Here is a 24,272-nt window from a genome sequence, read left to right on the forward strand (position 1 = left end):
CTCCCCTCGCGTGAGGGAACGACATGGATACCATCTGGGTAGTAGTCGCCGATCAGGCACGGGCACGGCTCTTCTCGGCGTCCGACCAGAGAGGGCCGCTGGAGGAGGTGGAGGACCTGGCCAATCCCGAGGGCCGCCTGCATGACCAGGACTTGAATGCCGACAGCCCGGGACGCGCCTTCGATTCCATGGGCGAGGGGCGCCATGCCATGGGCAAGCACCATTCGCCCAAGGAGCAGGAGGCGATCCGCTTCGCCCATGAGGTGGGGGAGCGCCTGGCGGCCGGCCTGCATGACGGCGCCTATCGGCACCTGATCATCAGCGCCACGCCGCGCTTCCTGGGGCTGCTGCGCGAGACGTTGCCCGATGCTGTCGCGAAGCGCGTCGTGCTCGAACTGCACAAGGACCTCACGGCACTGAGCCGCGACGAGATCCGGGCCCACCTGCCGGAGCGACTGCCCCGGGCCCCGCTTTCCTCGCAGGGCTAGGGGCCGAGACCCGGGTACGGCACGATGGCCCTGACCGGCGGGTGCTCGAATGGCAAGCCGAGCAATGAAGCCGCTCAACTCATGTCGTGCCTGATGGCCCGTCCGAACCGGCGTCGGGTGGAGTGCTCGGTGCATCCGGTTCGGTGACGAAGGCACTGCGATGGAAGGCCGCCGCGGCCTCCACCTCGACAAGACCGCGCAGGCCGGGTTCCCGTGGCTCATCGCCGGCCAGCACCTGGAGTACCGACCTGACGCCGCGCGACAGCGATATCAGGTTGTAGCCGCCTTCCAGCACGAAGACCAGCCTTCCTCCGCACTGCCGGCGTGCCAGGCGCTGCAGGATGCCGGTCATGGCGGCAAAACCGTCATAGGACACGTTCAGCGCCAGGTCATGGCTGTGGGGATCGAACCCTGTCGAGACCAGGATCAGGTCGGGTCGGAACCACTCGGCCGCCGGTACCAGGATCTCGCGGAAGGCCTTGAGATAGGCGGCGTCGCCGGCATCGGCAGGCAGCGGCACATTGACGATGGCGCCTTCCCCGAGGCCCACCCCGACCTCCTCGAGACTCCCCGTGCCGGGATAGAAGGGAGCGGCACGGTGGATATCGAAGAACAGCACATCCGGGTCGGCCCAGAAGATGTCCTGGGTACCGTTGCCGTGATGGGCATCCCAGTCGACGATCATGACCCGCTGACAGCCCAGCGCCGCCCGGGCATGGGCGGCCGCCACCGCCACGTTGTTGAAGAGGCAGAAGCCGCGGGCCCGCACCGGCTCGGCATGGTGGCCGGGGGGCCTGACCAGCGCGAAGCTGCTCTCGGCGCGCCCCGCTACCACGGCCTCGACGGCGGCGATCGCCGTGCCGGCTGCCACCTCGGCGGCATCGACGCTGCCGGGTGACACGGCCGTGGTATCCACGTCCAGCCAGGCGCTCTTGCCGCGCAGCTGGTAGATGCTGTTCAGGTAGGAGTTGGTGTGGACGCGCCCCAGCTGCTCGCGAGTGGCCGGCATGCCGGCCTCGAAGATCACCCCGGGGAGCGGTTCGAGTTCCAGCAGGTGCCGGATGGCGGTGAGACGGGCGGGGTGTTCGGGATACTTCCAGGGGACGCCCAGGCCCGACAGCAGGGAGCGGACTCGCTTGTCCATGCGCCCCGGCAGGAAGGGCACCTCGATATCCGGTTCATGGGCCAGCATCCGCTCGTCATAGAAGGCGATCACGCTGTTCTGTTCGGCCACTGCAAGGCTTCCTGTTGTGCGCAACATACGGGCGAGACCTGGCTACAGCATATCAGGGGGATGGCGCCGGGGGGGGAATGGCCCGTCACATCAGCGCGCGGCATCGAGCAGGCGTTCCACCGCCAGCAACAGCTGGCGGCGCGGCTGGGCACCCTCGAGCACGCCGGCGTGCTCCCCATCCAGCGAGAAGCGCAGGCCCGGCACCCCGCCGATGCCGAGCTCCCGGGCGGTCTGCTGGTCGATCCGTACCTGCTGGCGGAACTGGCCCTGCGCCAGGGCCTGGCGCAGGGCCTGACCATCCAGCTCGAGCGTCTGCGCCACGCGGACCAGTGCCTCGGGGTCGGCCAGGTCGAGGCTCTCCTCGAAGAAGCCGCGGAACAGCGCCGTGCGCATGGCGCCGTCGGCCCCGGGCCGGACGACCTCCTGCGTCCGGGCCCAGGCACTGGCCTCGTGGGCCAGCCGTGAACGGGGCTGCAGGCGGGGCAGGCGCAGGGTCATGCCGCGCTCCGCGGCCATCGGATAGACCGCCCGTTCCCAGGTGTCGTGCAGGTAGTCGCCGTCGGGGTCGAGGGTCGGTTCGGGCTCGGGGCGCAGCTCGAAGGCGCGCCAGCGGATCGCCACGACGTCGCCGAAGTGCTCTTCCAGGGCGTCGAGCTCCGGGACCTCCAGGTAGCAGAAGGGGCAGACGAAGTCGCTGAAGACGTCGAGGGTGATGCGCGGCCGGGTCATCGGGCCTCCTGGGGCGTTGCGGCAGGGTACGACAGGGTAACAGCCGGTCGCCCACAGGCAACCCCGGCAGGAGGGGCGGGAAGGGCGGTCTCAGGCACTGCAGGCGGCGGGTTCGGCGCGAATGTGCAGGTGCACGGCGCAGGCGACCCGCAGCATGGAGGTGAGGTTGGGCACCGCACCCTTGGTCGCCATCACCTCGCCGTAGAGCTCGCTGATGAACTGCCCGGTGGAGAGCTGCTGGTCGTGGGCAAGGTGGTCGAGGATCTCCCAGAACTCGTTCTCGAGCCGCACGCTGGTCACGCTGCCCTGCAGGCGCAGCGAGCGGGTGGTGCATTCGTAGCGGTGGGGGTCGGTGGAGGCATAGACGTGGCACATGGTTTTCACTCCGCAGGAAACAAGGTGCCGGATCCGTCCCGGCTCGTTCGACCTTGCCTGCTGTGGCCACCCATGAGCATTAGACCATCGTCGATGTAGTAACCCGCTGTTACCCGGCCGACACCGCTTGCGCCTACTCTCAAGTTAGGTGGTCGGTACCTGGGCCACCCTACAACAAGAGGCAATGCGCGGCTCACCTTCTGGGGGCGCTGCGCCATCCACCCCGGAGAGGTCAGCGATGAGTTCACCCAATATTTCCCGCCGCGTCTTTCTCAAGGCGAGTGGCGGCGTTCTGGCCGGCACCCTGGCCTTCGCCAGCGGCCCCATCGCGCTGCTGGCGCCCTCGCGCAGCTGGGCGATGCCGCTCGACAACCTGACGACCCGCCAGGGCGAGGTCCTGCTGGCCGTCACGCGGCAGATCTTTCCCCATCCCGATCTCGAGGACGCCGTCTACGCCTATGTCGTAAAGAGCCTGGATCGCAAGACCCAGGCAGCGGATAACCTGGACCAGAGGAGCGTCCTGGGTCATACCCTTGACGAAGGCATCGCTGAGCTGGATGCCGCCGCCGGTGGTGACTTTCTGGCGCTGGACAATGCCGGGCGGCTCGAGCACCTCGCTCCCATGGCCGGCACGCCCTTCTTCGAGGCCATCCGTGGCGATGCGGTGGTCTCGCTCTACGACAATCCCCTGGCCTTCGCCCACTTCGGCTATGAGGGCGCGGAGGGCGACGGCGGCTACCTGACCAAAGGCTTCAATGACCTCACCTGGCTGCCTGACCCGCCCCAGCCCGAGGGCGGCTACCTGCCCTTCGAGGAACCCACGGCCTGACGGGGCCGCCGAGCGATCGACGACCAGAACAACAACGCATGTGGAGACGCCAAGATGGCAATGACCGACAACCAGAAGACCTTCGCCCACGATGACGACAGCGTCGTGGTGGTGATCGGATCGGGTGCCGGGGGCGGGACCCTGGCCAACGAGTTGGCCCAGCAGGGCATCGACGTGGTGGTGCTGGAGGCCGGTGCCCTGCACACGACCGGTGACTTCCTGGCCGACGAGTGGGCCTCCTTCGCCCAGCTCGCCTGGCTCGATCCCCGCACCACCTCGGGCAGCTTCCGCCTGGCCAGGGACTTTCCCAACCTGCCGGCCTGGATCGTCAAGTCGGTGGGTGGCACCACCGTGCACTGGGCGGGGGCGAGCCTGCGCATTCAGCCCCATGAGTTCGCGGCACTGACGAATTACGGAAATATCGAGGGTGCCAACCTGCTCGACTGGCCGCTCACCTACGACGACCTGGCCCCCTACTACGACCGCGCCGAACGGCGCATGGGGGTGACCCGGACCAACGGCAACAAGGGGTTGCCCGGCAACAACAACTTCAAGGTGATGTATAACGGCGCCAAGAACCTCGGCTATTCGTGCAACACCGGCCATATGGCCATCAACAGCGCACCGCGCGACGGACGTGCCGCCTGCCAGCAGCGCGGCTTCTGCTTCCAGGGCTGCACGACCGGCGCCAAGTGGTCGACGCTCTATACCGAGCTGCCGGAGGGGATTGCCACCGGCCACCTGGAACTTCGGCCCGAGTCTCACGTGGCGCGCATCGAGCACGATGACACTGGCAAGGTCACGGCGGTGGTCTACTTCGATGCCGCAGGCAAGGAGCAGCGTCAGAAGGCGCGGCTCGTGGCGGTGGCCGGCAACTCCATCGAGACGCCGCGCCTGCTGCTCAATTCGGCCAGCACGATGTTCCCGGAGGGGCTCGCCAACTCCTCGGGCCAGGTGGGACGCAACTACATGCGTCACATGACCGGCTCGGTCTACGCCACCTTCGAGGAGCCCGTGCACATGTATCGCGGCACCACCATGGCCGGCATCATCTCCGACGAGGCCCACCATGACCCCGCTCGAGGCTTCGTCGGTGGCTATGAGATGGAGACCCTGTCGCTGGGCCTTCCCTTCATGGCGGCCTTCCTCGACCCTGGTGCCTGGGGGCCACGCTTCACCGGCGCGCTCGACCAGTACGAGAACATGGCCGGCATGTGGTTGGTGGGCGAGGACCTGCCCCAGGAGAGCAACCGGATTACGCTCAACACCGAGGTGACTGACCGCTACGGCCTGCCGGTGGCCAACGTTCACTACGACGACCATCCCAATGACATCGCCATGCGCGAGTACGGCTACCGTCAGGGCGCCGAGCTCTACCGCTCGGTGGGCGCCAGGGACATCTACGAGGTGCCGCCGTATCCCTCGACCCATAACCTCGGCTCCTGCCGGATGAGCGAGCGACCCGAGGACGGCGTCTGCAATGGTTACGGCCAGGCCCACGAGATTCCCAACCTGTTCATCTCGGATGGCAGCCAGTTCACGACCTCTGCGTCGGAGAACCCCACCCTGACCATTGTCTCGCTGGCCATCCGCCAGGCCGAGCACATCGGCCAGCGGATACGGCAGGGCGAGGTCTGACGCGCGCCCGTGACGCGCCTGGCAGCATCAGGCGCGTCTCTCGTCAATTCACGTCATCGATCAAGGAGTTGCGACATGAGCTTTGCAGGTGAGCAGTATCCCGGCGTCCAGGCGCCGCCCCCCGAGGCCGAGGGCTTTCGCCTCAACCACACCATGCTCAGGGTCAAGGACCCCGAGGCATCGCTGGGCTTCTATACCCGGGTGTTCGGCATGCGCGTGCTGCGCCGGCTCGACTTCGAGGAGATGCAGTTCTCGCTCTACTTCCTGGCCCAGCCGGAAGCCGGCGAGGCTGTTCCCGAGGATGCGGGCGAGCGAACCGTCTGGACCTTCAGCCAGCGTGGCGTGCTGGAACTGACCCACAACTGGGGGACCGAGAGCCAGGAGGGTCGGATCTATCACGATGGCAATGCCGAGCCCCAGGGCTTCGGCCACATCTGCTTCTCGGTGCCGGACCTGGAGGCGGCCGAGGCCTGGTTCGACGCCAACCAGGTGGAGTTCGTCAAGCGCTCGGACCAGGGCAAGATGAAGGACGTGGTCTTCGTCAAGGATGTCGACGGCTACTGGATCGAGGTGGTCCAGGCTGATCGGCTCGCCGCCCTGGGCGACTGAGCCCGGCCTACCTGGCGGCAACGTTCTGGGCTTCCAGCTCGGAGGGGCGGCCCGCCATGGGCGCGCCCCGGCGATGGCCGGACTGGAGCGGCGGGGCCGGTCGGTGTAGGCTTGCCGCCCTCGTTCACAGCACAGGACCCGATCATGAGTGACCTGCCCAACTGCCCCGAGTGCGGCTCCGAATTCACCTACGACGACGGCCTCCAGCTCGTCTGCCCGGAGTGCGGCCACGAGTGGTCGAGGGATGCCGGTGCCGAGCCAGCCGAGGACGAGGCGGTGGTCCGCGATGCCAATGGCAACCCCCTGGCCGACGGCGACACCGTCACGGTGATCAAGGATCTCAAGGTCAAGGGCAGCTCCTCGGTGGTGAAGGTCGGGACCAAGGTCAAGGGCATCCGCCTGGTCGACGGCGACCATGACATCGACTGCAAGATCGAGGGCATCGGGGCCATGAAGCTCAAGTCCGGGTTCGTCAAAAAGGTGTGATACCCTCTCGCCACGACGGGAGGTGCCCCCCATGGCCGAGGATTCACTCCACAAGGCTGATGCGGCCGCAAACGATGTCTCGCTCCGGGACAAGGTCGCGTTCCTGTCGAGTGCCCGGGCTTACCCCGGGTTCGAGGATGAGGTCGATGTCCGGGAGACCCATATGGCCTGGGTCTTCCTGGTGGGGGAGCGCGTCTACAAGCTCAAGAAACCCGTCGAGTACAAGCATCGTGATTGTCACTTCCTGCGCGACCGCGAGCTGCTCTGCTACGAGGAGGTCCGGCTCAACCGTCGCCTGGCGCCGGAGGTCTACCTCCGGGTGGCGGCCTTGCGGTTCGATCCCGCGGGCCGGCTGGTGCTCGATGGTGGGGGCGAAGTGGTCGACTGGCTGGTCGTGATGAAGCGGTTGCCCGAGCATCTCATGCTGGATGCGGCGCTGTTTCGGGGCACCGTCACCGGGGCCAGGGTGACCCGGGTCGCTCGACGGCTCGCCGCCTTCTATCAGGGGCTCGAGCCGGTCGAGATGCCGGTAGCCTCCTACCTTGACCGTTTCAAGCGCGAGCTCGACCGCAACCGCGAGGTCATCGCCGATACCCGGTTCTCCCTGGCAAGCGATGGAGTGGCGGCCATGCTCGACCGTCTCGACCGCCTGCTCGAGGAAGAGCCCGACCTGCTGGGGGATCGCCCTCGCCAGGGACGGATCGTCGAGGGGCATGGTGACCTGCGCCCCGAGCATGTCTGCCTCTCCGAGCCCCCCGTTGTCATCGATTGCCTCGAATTCAGCCGTCCCCTGCGGCTGGTGGACCCCTTCGACGAACTGTGTTTCCTGGGCCTGGAGTGCGAGCGACTCGGGGCTGCCTGGATTCTCGAGCGACTGGTCAGCGAATGCGCCCGGACGCTCCGGGACCGGCCAGGAAAGTTGTTGCTGGCCTTCTATACGGCCTATCGTGCCTGCCTCAGGGCACGACTGTCCCTTTGCCACCTGCTCGAGCCGGACCCGCGCACCCCGGAGAAGTGGGAGCCGCAGGCCAGGGAGTATCTGGCGTTGGGGCTGCGGGCCTGTCGTGAACTGGACTAGCGAGGGGCCCTGTACGGATCCCTGGCCACCGGGGCAAGGAGGGGGCTGGTGTTACGAAGGGCCCTCGAGCAGTTCGGTGAGCGAGCCATTCTCATGGACGCGGCGAATCGCCTCGGCAAAGAGCGGGGCGGCGCTGACCACCTCCAGGTGTCGGCTGGCCACCCCGGCATCGAGGTGGGTCGGCGGTACGGTGTCGGTAACGACAAGCTTTGTCAGCTGCGGGTCACTGACCACCCGGTCGGCATCACCGACGAAGAGGCCATGTGCCGCCAGGCCGTATACCTCCTTTGCGCCCCGGTCCAGGCAGGCCCGGGCGGCGCGCAGCAGGGTGCCGCCCGTGCTGATCAGGTCATCCACGACCAGCACCCTGGCCCCTTCGACCTCGCCGGTCAGCAGGGTGCCGCTGACCTTGCCCTCGCTGCGGCGTTTCTCCATGTAGGCCGAGCCGACCTCGCGACCCAGCATGGGCTCGAGCATTTCCCTGAAGCCCTGCGCTCGCTTCACGCCGCCCGGGTCGGGGGAGGCCACCACCACCGGTCCGTTGCCGCAGCGCTCCCGCATGTGATCGGCGAACAGGCGACGGGTATCGAGAGTATGGGTAGGGCAGCGGAAGGCGTTCTGGAAGGCCGCGGGATTGTGCACATCCAGTGTCATGACGGCGTCGATGCCCATGGCCTCCAGCAGCATGGCCAGATAGCGGGAGGTGAGCGGGTCGCGGGGCTTGGTCCGGCGGTCCTTGCGCGCATAGGCCATATAGGGAATCACGGCAGTCACCCGCCGGGCTCCCGCGTCGCGGACGGTGCCCAGGAAGAACAGCAACCGGCAGAGCCGTTCGTTGACTCCCTGCTCCGGGTCGCCATTGAGGCTCTGCAGGACGTAGACATCCTCGCCACGCACGCTTTCCAGTGGTCGCGCCTTGTGCTCGCCGTCCTCGAAGTCGCGTTCCTCGTGTTCGGCAAGCGAGATGCCAAGCGCCTGTGCCACCTTCTCGCCGAAGGCTCGGCTGGGATTGAGGGAGAAGAGTTTCATGCCCTGCAGCATAGACGCTGGGTCCCGAACCTGGCGAGCACGCAGTTGGGTGGGGATCAGGAGCCGGAAGCGGACAGGCAGCTTGGCAGGCTCTCGCGCAGCGAATGGGGCAGGATGCCCAGGTCGTGGAAGCCGCCGATGTCCTCGTCGGCGACGTTGTCCGTCTGCATCAGGATCACCTGGTCGCGCGTCAACGGCGGGCCGGGCAGCCAGGCGGCCAGGGCCGCCATCAGTCGCCAGGCGAGGAAGGGGAGCGGCACCAGCGGCCGCTCGCGCTGCAGGTGGGCGAGCAGCGTCGCGAGGATCTCGCGGTAGCTCAGTACCTCGGGGCCGCCGAACTCGAAGAGGCGCCGTGCGGTGGCGGGGTGGCCGGTGAGCCGGGCGATGGCCCGCGCCACATCTGTTACATGTACCGGCTGCAGCCGGGTCGTGCCGCGACCGAAAAGCGGGACCAGCGGAAGCCGGGTGAGGCCCTCCAGGCCGGTGAGGAAGGCATCCCCGGGGCCGAACAGCACGCTGGGCCGCACGATGATCGCCTTGGGCATGGCCTGGAGTACCGCGTCCTCGCCCCGGGCGCGGGCCCGCACATAGGCCGAGGCCGAGTCGCGACGAGAGCCGATCCCCGAGACCAGCACCAGCCGCTCGATGCCCGCCGCCCGGGCTCGGCTGGCCAGCCGCCTGGCCCCCGTGACATGGATGGCCTCGAAGCTGGCATCGCGTGTTTCCACATAGAGGCTGACGGCATTGACCACGGCGCTGGCGCCCTCGAGGGCCGCATCGATGCTCGCCTCGTCGCGCAGGTCGGCGGTGGCGAGTTCCACCGGATCGCCGTCTTCCAGCCAGGCGGGCAGGGCCGGGTGGCGGGCGGCGATACGCACCCCGCGGCCGGCCTCGATCAGCTCCCGGGCGATGGCGTCGCCGAGAAAGCCGGTGCCGCCGAAGACCGTGACCGGACCCTCGCGCATCATCGTCCTCCAGCGTGGCCGCTCAACGGTAGCCGGCCATCAGCTCGCGCACCAGCGGCGTATCGGCATCGCGGTGGGTGGGCAGCTCGAAGCGGGCCCGGGCGATGGCGGTGCGTGACAGCTCGGCGGTGATCAGCATCTCGCCTTCCTCGGCCTCGGCGAGCAACTCGCCGCGCGGGCCGAGGATGCGCGACCCGCCCCAGAAGTGGCTCTGGCCCTCGGGGCCGAAGCGGTTGGCCATGATCACCGGCGTGCCGTAGGTCATGGCGTAGAAGCGCACGTTCAGGGCCCAGTTCTGCTCGTTGGAGAAGTCATCGCTGACGATGCCCGAGGCCGAGTTGATCGGCGCGCAGAGCACCGTGGGACGGGGCAGCAGGGCGGCATGGACCAGTGCCGGGTTCCACAGGTCGGCGCAGATCAGCTGGGTGGCCGACCAGCCGGGGCGCACCGGGGTATGGGTGAGCGCGCTGCCGTGGGTGAACCACTTGCCCTCCTCGAGACCGCCGTAGGTGGGCAGGTTCAGCTTGCGGTGCACCGCGGCGATCTCACCGTCCTGGAGGATGGCCAGGGCGTTGTAGTACTCGCCGGGACTCGCTTCCTCGACGAAGCCCACCACCGTCTGCATCTCGCGGCAGGCCAGGGCCAGCTCGCGCAGGCGCGGGTCCTCCAGTGGCATGGCCACCTGCATCACCCGGCTGCCCAGGCCGTAGCCGGTCAGCGAGAGCTCGGGGAAGACCAGTAGCTCAACGCCTTGATCGCAGGCGTCCTGAATGGTGTCGAGATGCTGCGCCAGGTTGGCATCCACCTCGCCAAGGGTGGTGTTGATCTGGGCGGCGCCGACCCTGAGTCTGTCCTGATAGTGCATCTCATCCCCCTAGAAAGAGGGAAGGCCACCCGTGGGCGGCCTTCCTTGCCGTAGGCAATGGCCGGCATTATGCCAGCCATGTCGGGGCGCGTCACAGCAACTCGTTGTCCTCGAGGAAGGACTGGGACACGTCTTCGATGTTCTCCCGTTCGACGTCGACCCGTGCGTTGAGCTCGGCCATGGTCGCGTCGTCAAGCAGCGCCGACAGCGCGTTCATCTGCTCGGCGAGCTCGGGATTTTCTTCCAGGGTCTCCTGGCGCACCACCGGGGTCAGGGCATAGGCCGGGAAGTAGCCCTGGTCGTCCTCGAGGACTCGGAAGTCGAAGGCGGGGATGCGACCGTCGGTGGCGAAGACCAGGCCGACCTCGACATCGCCGTCGCGCAGGGCCGGGTAGACCAGGCCGGAGTCCATGCGCTTGACGTCGCCGCGGTCGACGCTGAAGTCATAGGCCTCCTGCAGCGGCCGCCAGCCGTCCTCGCGGGCATAGAATTCCGCGTTCAGGGCGAAGGTCAGCTCCTCGCCGTCATTGACCGCCTGGGCCAGGCCGGAGAGGGTGGCGATGCCACGCTCCTCGGCGTCCTCCTCGCGCATGGCCAGGGCGTAGGTATTGTTGGCATTGGAGGGCTCCAGCCATACCAGGCCCTTCTCGGCGTCGAGCTCCTTGACCCGCGCGTAGGTCTCCTCCGGCGACAGGCGCTCGGTGACGTCGTTGTAGTTGATCAGCGAGGTGCCGGTGTACTCCCAATAGAGATCGATCTGGCCATTCTCCTGGGCCTGTCGCAGCACGGCGGAGCCCATGCCGGAGCGATTCTCCACATCGTAGCCGAGCCCCTCCAGATACTGAGTGGTCATGTTGGAGAGGATCTGCTGCTCGGTGAAGTTCTTGCCCCCGACGGTGATCTCGGCGGCGCCGGCGGTGGTCATGGCACCGGCCAGGGCCAGGCCGGACAGGGTGGTCATCAGGCGTTTCATGGGGTCTTCTCCTCGTGTGCCTTGAAATGGTGTAGCACGTTTCGAATGATCAGGCGCGCGACGGGTTGACCCCGCGCGGCACCACTAGATAGGCGACGGTGGCGATCAGGGCATCGACGATGATCGCCAGCAGGGCGGTGGGGATGGCACCGGCCAGCATCATCACCGGATCGTACAGGTCGATGCCGGTGAAGATCAGCTCACCCAGCCCCCCGGCACCGATCAGGAAGGCCAGCGGCACGGTGCCCACGTTGATGGTCAGGGCGGTGCGCATACCTGCGAAGATCACGTAGAGGGCGTTGGGCAGTTCCACGCGGAGCAGGCGCTGGTTCGACGACATGCCAATGCCGGCGGCGGCCTCCATCAGCGCGGGATCGACCCCCTTGAGCCCGGTATAGGTGTTGCGGGTGATCGGCAGCAGGGTGGCGACGAACAGCCCGAAGACCGCCGGTACCGTGCCGATGCCCAGGAAGCTCATGGAGAGTGCCAGCACCGCGAGTGTGGGGATGGTGGTGCCGACGTTGAGCACCTGCATCAGCGATTCCGCCCAGCGGGTCATGCTGGGGCGCGACAGCACGATGCCCAGCGGGATGGCTGCCAGGATCGCCAGGCTGCCGGAGATCACCGTCAGCCACAGGTGCTGGACAGCCAGGTACTGCACGTCGGGCAGATAGAAGATGAAGTCATCGATGACCCCGGTCGATTGGCTCCACACCCCGGCGAAGAAGATCGTCACCAGCAGGAGTGCACGCAGGGCCCCTTTCAGGCTCTGGATGGGCATCGGCTCACTCCTTGACGGCGCTGTCGGGATTCCGGGTGGCGGCCTCGCGGGCACGGAAGCGTGAACCGAGGTGATGCGTCATGGCACGCTGGGTGATCTGGCCGCAGACACGACCGTCATCGTCCACGCAGGGCAGCCAGGTGGCGTCCTGAGAAAACATCAGCGAGGCGACCTTGCGCAGGTCGTCGTCCAGGGTCACCGTGCCCGGGACGTTCTCGTAGTGGTCACGACAGTAGCCCTTGGTGGTGCGCGCCTTGGCCCGGGTGATCAGGCCCACCGGCTGGCGCTGGTCGTTCACCATCAGGATGGCGTTCTGGTAGCCGTAGTCGTCGATGCGGGCCAGCGCCGTCTCCAGGGTGTCGCCGGGGCTCACCGTGGCGATCTCGTCGGAGACCACCTCGTGCACCTTGACCAGGTTGAGCCGCTTGAGCGCGCGGTCCTCGCCGAGGAAGGACTCGACGAAGGCATTCTTCGGCGCGGCCAGCAGGTCGTCGGGCGAGGCGTGCTGCACCAGCTTGCCCTCGCGGAATATCGCCACCCGGTCGCCCATCTTGATTGCCTCGTCGATGTCGTGGCTGACGAACATGATGGTCTTCTTCAGTTCCTGCTGCATCTTGAGGAACTCGTCCTGTATCACGGCCCGATTGATGGGGTCGATGGCGCCGAAGGGCTCGTCCATCAGCATCACCGGCGGGTCGGCGGCGAGCGCTCGAGCCACCCCGATGCGCTGCTGCTGGCCGCCGGAGAGCTCGCTGGGAAAGCGCTTGAGGAAGGCGTCGGGTTCCATGGAGATCATCGCCATCAGTTCCCGGGCACGTTCCCGGTAGCGGGCCTTGTCCCAGCCCAGCAGCTGGGGCACCACCGTGATGTTCTCCTCGATGGTCATGTTGGGGAACAAACCGATCTGCTGGATCACATAGCCGATGTTGCGGCGCAGGTCCTGGGTGTTCATGCCGGTGGTGTCCTCACCGTTGATGAACACCTTGCCGGAGGTCGGCTGCACGATGCGGTTGATCATCTTCAGGGTGGTGGTCTTGCCGCAGCCCGAGGGGCCGAGCAGGATGCAGATCTCGCCGCTGGGCACCTTCATGCTGATGTGGTCGGCGGCGACCACCGCACCCTTGGGCGTGTCGAAGACCTTGGTCAGGTTATCGAGTTCGATCATTGGGATGTCCTTGTCGTCTCGGTCGTCAGGGGCTTGTCCTCAGGCGGTGGAGGTGTCGAGCTCCATGCCCCTGGGCGTCAGGCGCTTCTGAACGTAGAGCAGGCTGTAATCGACGATGATGGCCAGCAGGCTCACCGCCACGGCGCCGACGATCAGCTGGCGCGGATCCGACTGGGAGATTCCCCGGCTGATGAAGGTGCCCAGGCCTCCGGCGCCGATATAGGCGGCGATCGCCATCACGCCGATGTTGAGCACCACGGCGGTACGGACCCCAGCCATGATCACGGGTACCGCCAGCGGGATCTCCACCCGCCGCAGCCGCTGGTTCGGACTCATGCCGATTCCCCGGGCCGCCTCGCGCAGGGCCGGGTCGACGTTGTTGATGGCGGTATAGGTGTTGCGAATGATCGGTAGCTGGGAGTAGAGCAGCACGGCGATGACCGCCGGCACATAGCCGATACCGTGGCCGATCAGGGAGAGCACTGGAATCATGATGCCGAACAGGGCAATGGAGGGGATGGTGACGATGATCGAGGCCACATACAGCACGATACGTGCGGCTTGCTCGTTCTTGGTGATGGCGATGCCGATCGGCACCCCGGTGAGGGTGGCAATCCCGACGGCCACGCCCACCAGGGAAATATGCTCGAGGCTCCGCGTGAGCAGCAAGTCAATGTTGTCCAGTGCGTAAAGAATCAGTTCCACGTCGTTTCTCCTTGCGAGCCCCGGTCCCTTGGCAAGCATAGCCGCCGGGCAACGACCCTGCGGTGCCAAGGTGTGACGATGTCGCGGAAAGGGGCGAGGGGGGCGACGAATTGCCCCATGCGAGGCGTCACAGCATAGCAGAGCGCCCTATCTATTTGTTTTTCCGAGAATGAGGATGCGCAATGAGTCGAATTGGGAGTGCTGATGCCTCCCGGGAAGCCGGCTGCGCCTGCTAGATCCTTCAAATGGGACTGATTATCGTTATTGTCGGCAACGTCCGTGAACGTGCTGCGATCCGCTCGATTTAGCGGCGGGGCTTCACATCAAAATCATACAGGACTAAAATGGTCCCCAATCGAATCTGAGGGGGAAATGCCCCCGGGGAGTCAGGCCTTGCTCAAGCTTTCGCGGCTGACCGACTACGCCGCCGTGGTGATGGCGCAGATTGCCCGTCACCCGGAGCAGCCCCAGGCCGCGGCGGAGCTCGCCGAGGCGGTCCAGCTGCCCCATCCCACGGTCAGCAAGACCCTGAAGATGCTGGTGCGTGCCGGGCTGCTGGAGTCGCGACGCGGCGCCCAGGGCGGCTACTCGCTGGCGCGTCCGGCGTCCCGGATCACCGCCAGCGACATCATCTCCGCCATCGAGGGGCCGGTGGCGATGACCGAGTGCAGCCAGGCCGGCGGCGACTGCGACCTGGCCGCCACCTGCGGGGTCGCCGACAACTGGCAGCGGGTCTCGCTGGCCATCCGCACCCTGCTCGACAGCGTGACCCTGGCCCACCTGGCCGACACCAGCCCGATCAAGCTGCCGGTGCAGCTGCCCATTCAGAGCGTGAATCTGGCCGCCGAGGCCTGACGCACTCGAGCATTTCACTACCCGTGGCGAGCTTCGCTCGCCGACCCAACCGCCCGGGAGGGGACACATCATGGCAAGTCAGGAAATGGAACAGCTTGTCCGTCGCGAGTACAAGGAAGGCTTCGTGACCGACATCGAGAGCGACACGGTACCGCCCGGCCTGGACGAGAGCACCATCGCCTTCATCTCGAACAAGAAGGGCGAGCCGGCGTGGATGCTGGAGTGGCGCCTGAAGGCCTACCACCAGTGGCTGAAGATGACGCCGCCCTCCTGGGCTCACCTGGACTATCCGCCGATCGACTACCAGGCGATCTCCTACTACAGCGCGCCCAAGCGTGATGAGGACCGTCCCCAGAGCCTCGACGAGGTGGATCCCAAGCTGCTCGAGACCTACGAGAAGCTTGGCATTCCCCTGCACGAGCGGGCGGCGCTGGCCGGCGTGGCGGTGGATGCCGTGTTCGACTCCGTCTCGGTGACCACCACCTTCAAGGAGAAGCTTCACGAGGCGGGCGTGATCTTCTGTTCCATCTCCGAGGCGATCCGCGACTACCCGGAGCTGGTCCGGCAGTACCTGGGCAGCGTGGTGCCCCAGGGCGACAACTACTTCGCGGCGCTCAACTCGGCGGTGTTCACCGACGGCTCCTTCGTCTTCGTCCCGGAAGGCGTGACCTGCCCGATGGAGCTCTCCACCTACTTCCGCATCAACGCCGCCAATACCGGTCAGTTCGAGCGCACCCTGATCGTCTGCGAGAGCCGTGCCCAGGTCTCCTACCTGGAGGGCTGTACCGCGCCGCAGCGCGACGAGAACCAGCTGCATGCGGCGGTGGTGGAGCTGGTGGCGCTCGAGGATGCCTACATCAAGTACTCCACGGTGCAGAACTGGTACCCCGGCGACGAAGATGGCAAGGGCGGCATCTTCAACTTCGTCACCAAGCGTGGCGATTGCCGCGGCGACCGCTCGCGCATCAGCTGGACTCAGGTCGAGACCGGCTCGGCGATCACCTGGAAGTACCCCTCCTGCGTGCTGCGCGGCAAGGACAGCATCGGCGAGTTCTACTCCGTGGCGGTGACCAACGGCCGCCAGCAGGCCGATACCGGCACCAAGATGATCCACATCGGCGAGGGCACCCGCTCGAGCATCATCTCCAAGGGCATCTCCGCCGGGCGCAGCAACCAGTCCTATCGCGGCCTGGTGAAGGTGGGTCCGCGGGCCAAGGGCGCGCGCAACTACACCCAGTGCGACTCGCTGCTGATCGGCGACCAGTGCGGCGCCCATACCTTCCCCTACCAGGAGATCGGCAACAGCACGGCCACCGTCGAGCACGAGGCGACCACTTCCAAGATCGGCGAGGACCAGCTCTTCTACTGTCAGAGCCGAGGCATCTCCGAGGAGGATGCGGTCAGCATGATCGTCAACGGCTTCTGCAAGGACGTCTTCCAGGAGCTGCCGATGGAGTTCGCCGTGGAGGCCGAGGCGCTGCTCAATGTCACCCTCGAGGGTGCGGTGGGTTAGGCGCCGCTCGCGCATTTCTCCGGATTCGCGAAAAGGTCAAAACATTCAAGGAGTCGCGCCGGCGGCTCACCACGAATCAAAGGTAGTCAACATGCTCGAAGTCAAGGATCTGCACGTCACGGTCGAGGGTTCCGAGATCCTCAAGGGCCTCAGCCTGACCATCAACGCCGGTGAAGTCCACGCCATCATGGGCCCCAACGGGGCCGGCAAGTCGACCCTCTCGGCGGTGATCGCCGGCAAGGACGGCTACCAGGTGACCCAGGGCTCGATCACCTTCGAGGGCCAGGACGTGCTGGAGATGGAGATCGAGGAGCGGGCCCGTGCTGGCCTGCTGCTGGGCTTCCAGTACCCGGTTGAGATTCCGGGGGTGAAGAACATCTACCTGCTCAAGGCAGCGCTCAACGCCCAGCGTGAGGCGCAGGGCCTGGGTGAGATCCCGGCACCGGCGTTCATGAAGCTGATCAAGGAGAAGGTCGCTTCCATGAAGATGGATACCAGCTTCCTGCAGCGTGCCGTCAACCAGGGCTTCTCCGGCGGCGAGAAGAAGCGCAACGAGATCCTGCAGATGCTGGTGCTGCAGCCGAGGCTCGCGATGCTCGACGAGATCGACTCGGGCCTCGACATCGACGCCATGAAGGTGGTCGCCGACGGCGTCAACTCGCTGCGCGCCGAGGACCGGGCCATCCTGCTGGTGACCCACTACCAGCGCCTGCTCGACTACATCGTGCCGGATCGCGTGCACGTGCTGGTCGATGGCCGCATCGTCAAGAGCGGCGATGCCGAGCTGGCCCGCGAACTCGAGAGCCGTGGCTATGACTGGGTGCAGGAGGAGACCGCCGCATGAGTGAAGAAGTGCAGAGCGATGTGAAACGTTTCCTCGACCGGCTGGACGAGCGCGTTGCCGAGCGTCTTGCAGCACAGGGAACTGAGCCGAGCTGGATCGCTGCCCGGCGCCAGGCGGGGGCCGCGCGCTTCGAGGCGCTGGGCTTTCCCCACCGGCGCATCGAGGAGTGGAAGTACACCGACGTGCGGGCCATCGCCCGCGGCGACTTTCGCCTGGCCACGGATGCCGACTTCTCCCCGGCCACGGCGGCGCGCCTGACCCTGCCCGTGGAGGCCCACCGCCTGACCTTCGTCGATGGCGTCTTCGCCCCGGCCCTGTCGAGGCTCGATGACCTGCCCGGCGGCGTGCAGCTGGTGCCGCTCTCCCGCGCACTCGAGGAGAACCACGAGGCGGTGGGCGGCCCGCTGGGCCGGCTCACCGGGGTCGAGTTCTCACCCTTCGCGGCGCTCAACACCGCCTTCATGGAGGAGGGCGCCGTGCTTCGCCTGGCGCCGGGCACCGTGGTGGAGAAACCGATCATCCTGCAGTTCCTCTCCCGTGCGGGCGAGGCGCCGGTGATGAGCCACCCGCGCATCCTGCTCGAGATGGCCGGGCGCAGCCAGGCCACGGTCATCGAGCATCACGTGGGCGAAGAGCAGGCCGCCAACTTCACCAACCTGGTGGAGGAGATCATCCTCGATCGCGGTGCGATCCTCACCCACTACAAGCTGCAGGAGGCGCCGCTCGGTGACCTGCACGTGGCCAGCATCCACATCGAGCAGGCCCGCGACAGCCGCTACACCTCGTTCAATCTGAATCTGGGCGGCGGCCTGGTGCGCAACGACCTGGTGGCCGAGCTCAACGGCCAGGGGGCCGAGACCCACTTCAACGGCCTCTTTTACGGCCAGGGGCGCCAGCACGTGGACAACCACACCCTGGTCAACCACAACGCGCCCCACACCTTCTCCCACGAGAACTACAAGGGCATCCTCGACGACCGCGCCCATGGCGTGTTCAACGGCAAGGTGATCGTCAAGCGCGACAGCCAGAAGATCGAGGCCGAGCAGAGCAATGCCAACCTGCTGCTTTCCGACCGCGCCGAGATCGACACCAAGCCCGAGCTCGAGATCTACGCCGATGACGTCAAGTGCGCCCATGGCGCCACCACCGGCCAGCTCGACGAGGAGGCGGTGTTCGCCCTGCGCACCCGCGGCATCGACGCGCAGACGGCCCGTGGCCTGCTGACCCTGGCCTTCGCCGGCGAGGTGCTGGAGCAGGTCGACCTCGACGCCATCGCCGAGCGGGTCGAACTGGCCGTGGCGGGCAAGCTCCCCGAGCGCTTCAACCTGGCCGGCCTGGTGGAAACCGCCGCCGCCCTGAACGAGGAGTGAACCATGGCCGACTTCAGCGACCTGACGCTGGACGTGGCAAAGGTGCGACGCGACTTCCCGATCCTCGAACGGGAAGTCCACGGCAAGCCGCTGGTCTACCTGGACAACGCCGCCACCAGCCAGACCCCGCGCCAGGTGATCGCGATGTTCGACGACTACTACGCTCGCTACAACGCCAACATCCACCGCGGGCTGCATACCCTGGCCGACGAGGCCACGGCGGCCTTCGAGGGGACTAGGGAGACGGTGCGTGCCTTCCTGAACGCGGCCGAGACCCGCGAGATCGTCTTCACCCGCGGCACCACCGAGGCGATCAACCTGGTGGCCAACAGCTGGGGGCGCGCCAACCTCGGCCCCGGTGACGAGGTGCTGATCTCGCGCCTCGAGCACCACTCCAACATCGTGCCCTGGCAGCTGCTGGCCGGCGAGCGGGGGTTCACCATCAAGGTGATTCCGGTGGACGAGCGCGGCGTGCTGGACATGGCGGCCTATCGCGACCTCGTCACCGAGCGCACCCGGCTGGTAGCGGTGAACCATGTCTCCAACGCCTTCGGCACCATCAACCCGGTACGCGAGATGGCGCGGGTGGCCCACGAGCAGGGCGCGCGGATCCTGGTCGACGGTGCCCAGGCCGCACCCCACCAGGCCATCGACGTGCGCGACATCGATGCCGACTTCTATGCCTTCTCCGGCCACAAGGTCTACGGGCCCACCGGGGTGGGCGTGCTCTACGGCAAGGCCGGGCTGCTCGAGGCGATGCCGCCCTGGCAGGGCGGCGGCGAGATGATCAAGACGGTCTCTTTCGAGACGCCCACCACCTTCGCCGACATCCCCCACAAGTTCGAGGCCGGGACCCCGGCCATCGCCGAGGTGATCGCCCTGGGGCGTGCCCTGCAGTGGGTCCAGCAGATCGGCCTCGAGCTGATCGGCGCCTGGGAGTCGCGGCTGCTCGAGCATGCCACCGAAGGCGTGCTAGGCATCGAGGGGCTGCGCGTGCTGGGGACCGCGCCGGACAAGGCGAGCGTGCTGTCGTTCGTGGTCGACGGGGTGCACGCTCAGGACATCGGGCTGCTGATCGACCAGCTCGGGGTGGCGATCCGCACCGGCCATCACTGTGCCCAGCCGCTGCTGGCCCAGTTCGGGCTGGACGCCACCTGCCGGGCATCCTTCGCCGCCTACAACACGCCCGAGGAGATCGAGGTCTTCGTCGAGGGGCTCGAGCGTGTCGTCGGCATGCTGCGCTGAGGTCTATCAAGGAGCGACATGAGCGATATCGAGCAGATTGCCACCCTCCACAAGGGCCAGCAGCTGCCCCTGCAGCGTGACGTGGAGGCGATCTCCATTCCCTTCGGCAAGACCGTGACCCTGCCGGAGGACAGCATCGTCAGCGTGATGCAGGCCAAGGGCAGCACGGTCAGCGTGGGCTTCGAGGGGCGCCTCTACCTGATCGAGGGGGCCAACCTGGATGCCCTGGGCCTCGAGGCGCTGCCGCGCCCGACCCTGCCCGAGGATGCCTCGGAGGACGAGATCGAGCAGTTCGTGTGGGACCAGCTGCGTACCTGCTTCGACCCCGAGATTCCGGTCAACATCGTCGACCTGGGTCTGGTCTATGGCTGTCGCATCGAGCGGCTGATCAGCGGCGAGCGCATCGTCACCATCCGCATGACACTGACCGCGCCGGGGTGCGGCATGGGCGACGTGATCGCCGCCGATGCCCGCAACAAGGTCCTCGGTGCCCCGCAGATCAGCAAGGTCCATACCGAGATCGTCTTCGATCCCCCCTGGAGTCGTGAGATGATGAGCGACGAGGCCAAGCTGGAACTCGGGATGTTCTAGCGCCTCCTCCGGGGAGAGCGATGCACCGGCCATTCTGGAAGGTCTTCAAGGCGGTACTGATGTCGCTGGGAGCGCTTGCGCTGCTGGCGACGTTGCTGTTCGTGCTGGCCAATCTCTATGTGCTGGGCCGCACCCAGGGGAAGATCGAGGCCGAGCTGTCGCGCTGCGGCAGTGAGCCCGTGGGCATCGTCTTCGGCACCTCCCACTGGACGCGCAGCGGGGCGCGCAATCCACACTTCGAGGGGCGCATGGGCGCCGCCGCCCAGCTGATCCATCTCGGGCGGGTCGACCACCTGCTGATCTCCGGCGACAACAGCACCCGCTACTACAACGAACCGGTGACCATGTGGCGTGACCTGCGCGGCCGCGACGTGCGCGACGCGGACATGACCCTTGACTATGCCGGCTTCAGTACCTTCGACACCCTGGCGCGGGCGCGAGACGTGTTCGGCGTGGAGCGGGCGCTGCTGATCACCCAGGACTGGCACCTGCCGCGGGCGCTGTTCATCGGCGAGGCGCTGGGGCTCGAGGTGAGGGGCTGTGCGGCGCCCGAGCGCGTCGTGGCCGGGCTCTGGCGGCTCAAGCTGCGCGAGTGGGTGGCGCGGGTGGCCACCCTGGGGGATCTCTACCTGTGGGAGCGCGAGCCGCATTTCCTGGGGCCGCTCGAACCCCTGCAGATCATGCCGCGGGAGCGTGACCGCCTGCGGCTCCCGTCGGGGATGTTCAGCGCTTCGGATGCTGCTTCTGAAGACGATACAGCTCGCGGATCAGCGCTCGACAGCCCATCCAGCACTCCTCGATGACCGGCTCCATCGGCTCGGGCAGGGGGTGGGTGAACAGCGTCGAGAGCGACTGCATCAGCACCCGCTCCTGTTCCAGCAGCTCGCCGATCACCACCTGGCTTTCGTTGCCGACGAAGCTCTTCAGCCGGCTCCACAGCCACATGTAGTCGTCGCGCTCGACATCGGCGTCGCGGGGCAGCAGGTTGAGGTGTTTGCGCGACAGCTCCTGGAGCTTGTGCATCGACGTCGCCCGCGCCTCGTAGTGGGGTTTCAGGCTGTCGCGCAGCGCGGGACGCAAGCGCTCCAGGTTGTCCTGAAAGTAGTCGATGCTATCAGCCATCGCCTCTAGGGCGCTGTCCATCGCCACCTGGCGATTGTCGAGAAACATGAGCGGTCACCTCCTCCGGTGACGCAGATTGTGGGGCTGTCGCCGCCCATTTGCCACCCCCGGGGATCAATAATTTGCCGCTTCCCCGTTAGCCTTTGGGCTGAGGATTCAGCCCCTGGGGCGAGGCGGGACCTTGCGGCGCGGGGCGGCATTCTTCTCCAGGTGCTCGATGACCAGCCCGGCGATGTCATTGCCGGTGGCCGTCTCGATGCCCTGCAGCCCCGGCGAGGAATTGACCTCCATGATCACCGGGCCGTGGTTGGAGCGCAGCAGGTCGACGCCGGCCACCCGCAGCCCCATGGCCTTGGCGGCGCGGATCGCCGTGGAGCGCTCCTCCGGGGTGATGCGGATGACGCTGGCACTGCCACCGCGATGCAGGTTGGAGCGGAACTCGCCCTCGGCGGCCTGACGCTTCATCGAGGCCACCACCTTGTCGCCGATCACGAAGCAACGGATATCGGCGCCCTTCGCCTCCTTGATGTACTCCTGCACCATGATGTTGGCCTTCATGCCCATGAAGGCCTGGATCACGCTCTCGGCGGCCTGGTTGGTCTCGGCCAGCACCACGCCGATGCCCTGGGTGCCCTCCAGCAGCTTGATGACCAGCGGGGCGCCCCGGACCATGGTGATCAGGTCGGGAATATCGTCCGGGGAGTGGGCGAAGCCGGTGATCGGCAGTCCCAGCCCCTTGCGCGAGAGCAGCTGCAGCGAGCGCAGCTTGTCGCGGGAGCGGGTGATGGAGACGTTGTCGTTGAGCACATAGGTGCCCATCATCTCGAACTGGCGCAGAACCGCACAGCCGTAGAAGGTGATCGAGGAGCCGATGCGCGGGATCACCGCGTCGAAGGGCTCGAGCTCCTTGCCCTTGTAGTGGATCGAGGGGTGGTGCGAGGCGATGCTCATGTAGCAGCGCAGGGTATCGACCACCCGTGCGGTGTGGCCGCGCAGCTCGGCCGCCTCGATCAGGCGCCGCGTGGAGTAGAGGTTGCGGTTGCGGGACAGCAGCGCGATATGCATTCGGGGCTCCAGGGTCGATGGCCGGGAAGGGTCAGGGTTCGCCATGCAGGAAGGCCACGCCGGGCGCCACCAGCAGGCGGCGCAGGGCCCGACGGCCCAGCAGCATGGGGTGGCGCATGTCGCGGCGGTCGGTCAGGCTCAGCTCCACCGGGAACGCCAGGCTGCCCAGCTGCATCGTCGTGCGGATCACGTAGCGCCATTCGGCCTGGCCGTTGGAGCTGGTCACCCGCCGGCGGTCATGCAGGTGCATGCGGTGGACGTGGGACGGCGTGCCGGGGCCACCGCTGCGGGTCGTGAAGCCGACCCAGAGATGGCCATCCTCCTCGTAGGATTCGATGTCCTCGGCATGCAGCGCCGAGGTCCGGGCGCCGGTATCGGCCTTGGCGCAGAGCGTCAGGTGCAGTTCCGGCAGGGTGACCATCTCGCGGCGGCCGATCACCGCCTTGGGCGTGTAGGGCAGTTCTTTCATCATTTCCTCCCAGGTCTCTGCACTCAACGTGACAGGCCGGCCAGACGGCGGCCGATGGCGGAGTCCGCCCCGGCCTCGCGCAGCGTCATCAGCAGCGGCAGGCGCAGTCGCGGGATCAGCGCCAGGTCACGGGCCACGGCCGTGAAGTCGGCCCCGGGGGTCTCGGCCAGGCGGTTGAGGAAGCGGGGCAGGCGCTCGGCATCCTCCAGGTGGTGCCAGCCGCGTCCGGCGATGGCCGCCAGCAGGTCGGGGCCGCAGGCGTCCGGGTCATCGAGCAGCACGTCGAACCAGGCGCCGGCCAGCTCGCTCGAGGCGCCGCCCATGGCCCGCACGCAGGCGCAGAAGGTCTCGATGTCCCCGGCGCGGCCCGCCGCTTCTCCGCGACGGCGCAGGGCGCGGGCCAGGTCGTCGGCAATCGCCACATGCTCCAGACAGTAGCACAGCGAGGTCAGCACCTCGCCGGGCAGGGTGTCGAGGCGCGCGGCCAGCGTTCGGCTCGTGTCCGCGTCCAGGCGCACCGCGACATCGGCCAGGCCCTGCAGGCCCAGAGCGCGCCAGTCGATCGCCTGTTGCCCGGTCAGGTAGGCCTCGGCCGGCTCGAAGTGCTGGCTGGCGGGAAGGCCCGCATCCCGGCTGGCGCGCGCATGCAGCACGGCCTGGAAAGGCAGCGTGGGGCTGAAGGCCAGGGGGTTGTCCTGCATCAGGTTGTCGATCCCGGCACTCTGCGTGCGCCCCAGGTCCTGCACGCCGTGGCCGAGGGTCTCCAGCAGGCGCTGCACGAAGGCGTCCCGCGGGGCCGGGTCGAGATGGCCCTGCTCGTCCAGCGGCAAGGCCAGGAACCAGATCAGTGGGTCCTCCAGGTCGCCCAGGCGGAACACCATGGCCAGGCGTGCCGTTCCCCGCCAAGGTGCCGGCCAGGCCAGATCGCCGGCCTCGAAGGCGGCCAGGGTGTCGAGCGAACAGGGCTCGACCCGGCGGCCCAGGTGGTAGAGCCTCACCTCGGCACCGCTGCGCAGGAAGAAGTCGTGAAGGCTGTGGATCGGTTGCATGCTGTCTCCCGGTCAGGAACCGTGCACTCTACCGCGGTGTCGGGGTGCTGTCAGCCGCCCGTGAGGGTCGTCGTCGCGACCCGTCGTTGGTCAGTTGTTGACCAGTCTGCCCCACGGCCCATGGGAAGCGGCCAGGGGAGATCTTTCCAACGTTTATCCACAGGCCCGTTCAGGATATCTGTGCACTGTGCACAAGGCGG

27 protein-coding genes are annotated in these 24,272 nt (G+C 67.1%); 13 read left to right on the forward strand and 14 right to left on the reverse strand.

Annotated elements, in window-relative coordinates:
* Positions 1-23: 23 nt before the first annotated feature.
* The gene (locus tag OP497_RS03195; protein WP_280546484.1) at positions 24-488 is read left to right on the forward strand and encodes a host attachment protein; all 465 of its coding nucleotides are present in this window, start codon (positions 24-26) and stop codon (positions 486-488) included.
* A gap of 79 nt (positions 489-567) precedes the next feature.
* On the opposite strand, the gene OP497_RS03200 is transcribed toward OP497_RS03195, so the two are convergent.
* The 3 genes from OP497_RS03200 to OP497_RS03210 all read right to left on the reverse strand — a co-directional run bounded on the left by OP497_RS03200 (position 568) and on the right by OP497_RS03210 (position 2,826).
* Positions 568-1,722 carry a histone deacetylase gene (locus OP497_RS03200; RefSeq protein ID WP_280546486.1) on the reverse strand — a complete coding sequence of 385 codons (1,155 nt, stop codon included), beginning with the start codon at positions 1,720-1,722 and terminating at the stop codon, positions 568-570.
* A 90-nt stretch (positions 1,723-1,812) separates the two neighbouring features.
* Complete coding sequence (locus OP497_RS03205) at positions 1,813-2,451, reverse strand: DsbA family protein (RefSeq protein WP_280546487.1); 639 nt, start codon at positions 2,449-2,451, stop codon at positions 1,813-1,815.
* Positions 2,452-2,541: 90 nt separating this feature from the next.
* The gene (locus OP497_RS03210) at positions 2,542-2,826 is read right to left on the reverse strand and encodes a ribbon-helix-helix domain-containing protein (protein WP_280546489.1); all 285 of its coding nucleotides are present in this window, start codon (positions 2,824-2,826) and stop codon (positions 2,542-2,544) included.
* Between the two features lie 238 nt (positions 2,827-3,064).
* Here OP497_RS03210 and OP497_RS03215 point away from each other — a divergent pair, with 238 nt between their 5' ends.
* From OP497_RS03215 to OP497_RS03235, 5 genes are all read left to right on the forward strand, one after another.
* On the forward strand, positions 3,065-3,655 hold the full coding sequence (locus tag OP497_RS03215; RefSeq protein WP_280546490.1) for a twin-arginine translocation signal domain-containing protein: 591 nt from the start codon (positions 3,065-3,067) through the stop codon (positions 3,653-3,655).
* A gap of 54 nt (positions 3,656-3,709) precedes the next feature.
* Positions 3,710-5,293 (forward strand): GMC family oxidoreductase, encoded by a 1,584-nt coding sequence (locus OP497_RS03220; protein WP_280546491.1) that lies wholly within the window; start codon positions 3,710-3,712, stop codon positions 5,291-5,293.
* Between the two features lie 75 nt (positions 5,294-5,368).
* The gene (gene gloA, locus OP497_RS03225; RefSeq protein ID WP_280546492.1) at positions 5,369-5,902 is read left to right on the forward strand and encodes a lactoylglutathione lyase; all 534 of its coding nucleotides are present in this window, start codon (positions 5,369-5,371) and stop codon (positions 5,900-5,902) included.
* A gap of 144 nt (positions 5,903-6,046) precedes the next feature.
* Positions 6,047-6,388, forward strand: a complete 342-nt coding sequence (locus OP497_RS03230; protein ID WP_280546494.1) for a zinc ribbon domain-containing protein YjdM — start codon at positions 6,047-6,049, stop codon at positions 6,386-6,388.
* A gap of 31 nt (positions 6,389-6,419) precedes the next feature.
* On the forward strand, positions 6,420-7,466 hold the full coding sequence (locus tag OP497_RS03235; RefSeq protein ID WP_280546496.1) for a phosphotransferase: 1,047 nt from the start codon (positions 6,420-6,422) through the stop codon (positions 7,464-7,466).
* Between the two features lie 51 nt (positions 7,467-7,517).
* Here the strand turns inward: OP497_RS03235 and OP497_RS03240 are convergent, their stop codons facing one another.
* The 7 genes from OP497_RS03240 to OP497_RS03270 form a co-directional block, all read right to left on the reverse strand.
* Positions 7,518-8,495, reverse strand: a complete 978-nt coding sequence (locus OP497_RS03240) for a ribose-phosphate pyrophosphokinase (RefSeq protein ID WP_280546497.1) — start codon at positions 8,493-8,495, stop codon at positions 7,518-7,520.
* Positions 8,496-8,551: 56 nt separating this feature from the next.
* Positions 8,552-9,460 (reverse strand): complex I NDUFA9 subunit family protein, encoded by a 909-nt coding sequence (locus OP497_RS03245; protein WP_280546498.1) that lies wholly within the window; start codon positions 9,458-9,460, stop codon positions 8,552-8,554.
* A gap of 22 nt (positions 9,461-9,482) precedes the next feature.
* Entirely contained in the window at positions 9,483-10,325 is an 843-nt protein-coding gene (locus OP497_RS03250) for a nitrilase-related carbon-nitrogen hydrolase (RefSeq protein WP_280546499.1), read from the reverse strand.
* 91 nt (positions 10,326-10,416) lie between these two features.
* Positions 10,417-11,298 carry a glycine betaine ABC transporter substrate-binding protein gene (locus tag OP497_RS03255; protein WP_280546500.1) on the reverse strand — a complete coding sequence of 294 codons (882 nt, stop codon included), beginning with the start codon at positions 11,296-11,298 and terminating at the stop codon, positions 10,417-10,419.
* 49 nt (positions 11,299-11,347) lie between these two features.
* Positions 11,348-12,079 carry an ABC transporter permease gene (locus OP497_RS03260; RefSeq protein ID WP_280546502.1) on the reverse strand — a complete coding sequence of 244 codons (732 nt, stop codon included), beginning with the start codon at positions 12,077-12,079 and terminating at the stop codon, positions 11,348-11,350.
* 4 nt (positions 12,080-12,083) lie between these two features.
* Positions 12,084-13,244 carry an ABC transporter ATP-binding protein gene (locus tag OP497_RS03265; RefSeq protein ID WP_280546503.1) on the reverse strand — a complete coding sequence of 387 codons (1,161 nt, stop codon included), beginning with the start codon at positions 13,242-13,244 and terminating at the stop codon, positions 12,084-12,086.
* Positions 13,245-13,283: 39 nt separating this feature from the next.
* Positions 13,284-13,949, reverse strand: a complete 666-nt coding sequence (locus tag OP497_RS03270) for an ABC transporter permease (RefSeq protein WP_280546504.1) — start codon at positions 13,947-13,949, stop codon at positions 13,284-13,286.
* 393 nt (positions 13,950-14,342) lie between these two features.
* On the opposite strand from OP497_RS03270, the gene OP497_RS03275 reads away from it, so the two are divergent.
* From OP497_RS03275 to OP497_RS03305, 7 genes are all read left to right on the forward strand, one after another.
* The gene (locus OP497_RS03275; RefSeq protein ID WP_280546506.1) at positions 14,343-14,804 is read left to right on the forward strand and encodes an SUF system Fe-S cluster assembly regulator; all 462 of its coding nucleotides are present in this window, start codon (positions 14,343-14,345) and stop codon (positions 14,802-14,804) included.
* 70 nt (positions 14,805-14,874) lie between these two features.
* A complete protein-coding gene (sufB, locus tag OP497_RS03280) occupies positions 14,875-16,317 on the forward strand; it encodes a Fe-S cluster assembly protein SufB (protein WP_280546508.1) in 1,443 nt (480 codons plus the stop codon).
* Between the two features lie 91 nt (positions 16,318-16,408).
* Entirely contained in the window at positions 16,409-17,161 is a 753-nt protein-coding gene (gene sufC, locus OP497_RS03285; protein WP_280546510.1) for a Fe-S cluster assembly ATPase SufC, read from the forward strand.
* Positions 17,158-18,531, forward strand: a complete 1,374-nt coding sequence (gene sufD, locus OP497_RS03290; RefSeq protein WP_280546512.1) for a Fe-S cluster assembly protein SufD — start codon at positions 17,158-17,160, stop codon at positions 18,529-18,531. The genes sufC and sufD overlap by 4 nt, the downstream gene beginning before the upstream one ends.
* A gap of 3 nt (positions 18,532-18,534) precedes the next feature.
* Positions 18,535-19,776, forward strand: coding sequence for a cysteine desulfurase (locus tag OP497_RS03295; RefSeq protein WP_280546514.1), 1,242 nt, complete (start codon positions 18,535-18,537; stop codon positions 19,774-19,776).
* Positions 19,777-19,794: 18 nt separating this feature from the next.
* A complete protein-coding gene (sufT, locus tag OP497_RS03300; protein ID WP_280546516.1) occupies positions 19,795-20,367 on the forward strand; it encodes a putative Fe-S cluster assembly protein SufT in 573 nt (190 codons plus the stop codon).
* A 20-nt stretch (positions 20,368-20,387) separates the two neighbouring features.
* Entirely contained in the window at positions 20,388-21,170 is a 783-nt protein-coding gene (locus tag OP497_RS03305; protein ID WP_280546517.1) for an ElyC/SanA/YdcF family protein, read from the forward strand.
* Here OP497_RS03305 and OP497_RS03310 read toward each other — a convergent pair.
* The 4 genes from OP497_RS03310 to OP497_RS03325 all read right to left on the reverse strand — a co-directional run bounded on the left by OP497_RS03310 (position 21,091) and on the right by OP497_RS03325 (position 24,072).
* Positions 21,091-21,537, reverse strand: a complete 447-nt coding sequence (locus OP497_RS03310; protein ID WP_280546518.1) for a hypothetical protein — start codon at positions 21,535-21,537, stop codon at positions 21,091-21,093. The genes OP497_RS03305 and OP497_RS03310 overlap by 80 nt on opposite strands.
* A gap of 108 nt (positions 21,538-21,645) precedes the next feature.
* Positions 21,646-22,554 carry a 30S ribosomal protein S6--L-glutamate ligase gene (gene rimK / locus OP497_RS03315; RefSeq protein ID WP_280546519.1) on the reverse strand — a complete coding sequence of 303 codons (909 nt, stop codon included), beginning with the start codon at positions 22,552-22,554 and terminating at the stop codon, positions 21,646-21,648.
* A gap of 31 nt (positions 22,555-22,585) precedes the next feature.
* Positions 22,586-23,023, reverse strand: a complete 438-nt coding sequence (locus OP497_RS03320; protein WP_280546521.1) for a RimK/LysX family protein — start codon at positions 23,021-23,023, stop codon at positions 22,586-22,588.
* A gap of 23 nt (positions 23,024-23,046) precedes the next feature.
* Positions 23,047-24,072, reverse strand: coding sequence for a DUF3549 family protein (locus tag OP497_RS03325; protein WP_280546523.1), 1,026 nt, complete (start codon positions 24,070-24,072; stop codon positions 23,047-23,049).
* Positions 24,073-24,272 lie beyond the last annotated feature (200 nt).

Origin of the sequence: Halomonas sp. 11-S5 (genome assembly GCF_029889825.1) — a bacterium.
In the GTDB taxonomy this organism is placed as follows: Bacteria; Pseudomonadota; Gammaproteobacteria; order Pseudomonadales; family Halomonadaceae; genus Halomonas.

Coding starts and splice junctions, on each gene's coding strand:
- OP497_RS03195 (WP_280546484.1), top strand. CDS start 24: ATGGATACCATCTGGGTAGTAGTCGCCGATCAGGCACGGGCACGGCTC.
- OP497_RS03205 (WP_280546487.1), bottom strand. CDS start 2,451: ATGACCCGGCCGCGCATCACCCTCGACGTCTTCAGCGACTTCGTCTGC.
- OP497_RS03210 (WP_280546489.1), bottom strand. CDS start 2,826: ATGTGCCACGTCTATGCCTCCACCGACCCCCACCGCTACGAATGCACC.
- OP497_RS03215 (WP_280546490.1), top strand. CDS start 3,065: ATGAGTTCACCCAATATTTCCCGCCGCGTCTTTCTCAAGGCGAGTGGC.
- OP497_RS03220 (WP_280546491.1), top strand. CDS start 3,710: ATGGCAATGACCGACAACCAGAAGACCTTCGCCCACGATGACGACAGC.
- gloA (WP_280546492.1), top strand. CDS start 5,369: ATGAGCTTTGCAGGTGAGCAGTATCCCGGCGTCCAGGCGCCGCCCCCC.
- OP497_RS03230 (WP_280546494.1), top strand. CDS start 6,047: ATGAGTGACCTGCCCAACTGCCCCGAGTGCGGCTCCGAATTCACCTAC.
- OP497_RS03235 (WP_280546496.1), top strand. CDS start 6,420: ATGGCCGAGGATTCACTCCACAAGGCTGATGCGGCCGCAAACGATGTC.
- OP497_RS03240 (WP_280546497.1), bottom strand. CDS start 8,495: ATGAAACTCTTCTCCCTCAATCCCAGCCGAGCCTTCGGCGAGAAGGTG.
- OP497_RS03245 (WP_280546498.1), bottom strand. CDS start 9,460: ATGCGCGAGGGTCCGGTCACGGTCTTCGGCGGCACCGGCTTTCTCGGC.
- OP497_RS03250 (WP_280546499.1), bottom strand. CDS start 10,325: ATGCACTATCAGGACAGACTCAGGGTCGGCGCCGCCCAGATCAACACC.
- OP497_RS03255 (WP_280546500.1), bottom strand. CDS start 11,298: ATGAAACGCCTGATGACCACCCTGTCCGGCCTGGCCCTGGCCGGTGCC.
- OP497_RS03260 (WP_280546502.1), bottom strand. CDS start 12,079: ATGCCCATCCAGAGCCTGAAAGGGGCCCTGCGTGCACTCCTGCTGGTG.
- OP497_RS03265 (WP_280546503.1), bottom strand. CDS start 13,244: ATGATCGAACTCGATAACCTGACCAAGGTCTTCGACACGCCCAAGGGT.
- sufB (WP_280546508.1), top strand. CDS start 14,875: ATGGCAAGTCAGGAAATGGAACAGCTTGTCCGTCGCGAGTACAAGGAA.
- sufC (WP_280546510.1), top strand. CDS start 16,409: ATGCTCGAAGTCAAGGATCTGCACGTCACGGTCGAGGGTTCCGAGATC.
- sufD (WP_280546512.1), top strand. CDS start 17,158: ATGAGTGAAGAAGTGCAGAGCGATGTGAAACGTTTCCTCGACCGGCTG.
- OP497_RS03295 (WP_280546514.1), top strand. CDS start 18,535: ATGGCCGACTTCAGCGACCTGACGCTGGACGTGGCAAAGGTGCGACGC.
- sufT (WP_280546516.1), top strand. CDS start 19,795: ATGAGCGATATCGAGCAGATTGCCACCCTCCACAAGGGCCAGCAGCTG.
- OP497_RS03305 (WP_280546517.1), top strand. CDS start 20,388: ATGCACCGGCCATTCTGGAAGGTCTTCAAGGCGGTACTGATGTCGCTG.
- OP497_RS03310 (WP_280546518.1), bottom strand. CDS start 21,537: ATGTTTCTCGACAATCGCCAGGTGGCGATGGACAGCGCCCTAGAGGCG.
- rimK (WP_280546519.1), bottom strand. CDS start 22,554: ATGCATATCGCGCTGCTGTCCCGCAACCGCAACCTCTACTCCACGCGG.
- OP497_RS03320 (WP_280546521.1), bottom strand. CDS start 23,023: ATGAAAGAACTGCCCTACACGCCCAAGGCGGTGATCGGCCGCCGCGAG.
- OP497_RS03325 (WP_280546523.1), bottom strand. CDS start 24,072: ATGCAACCGATCCACAGCCTTCACGACTTCTTCCTGCGCAGCGGTGCC.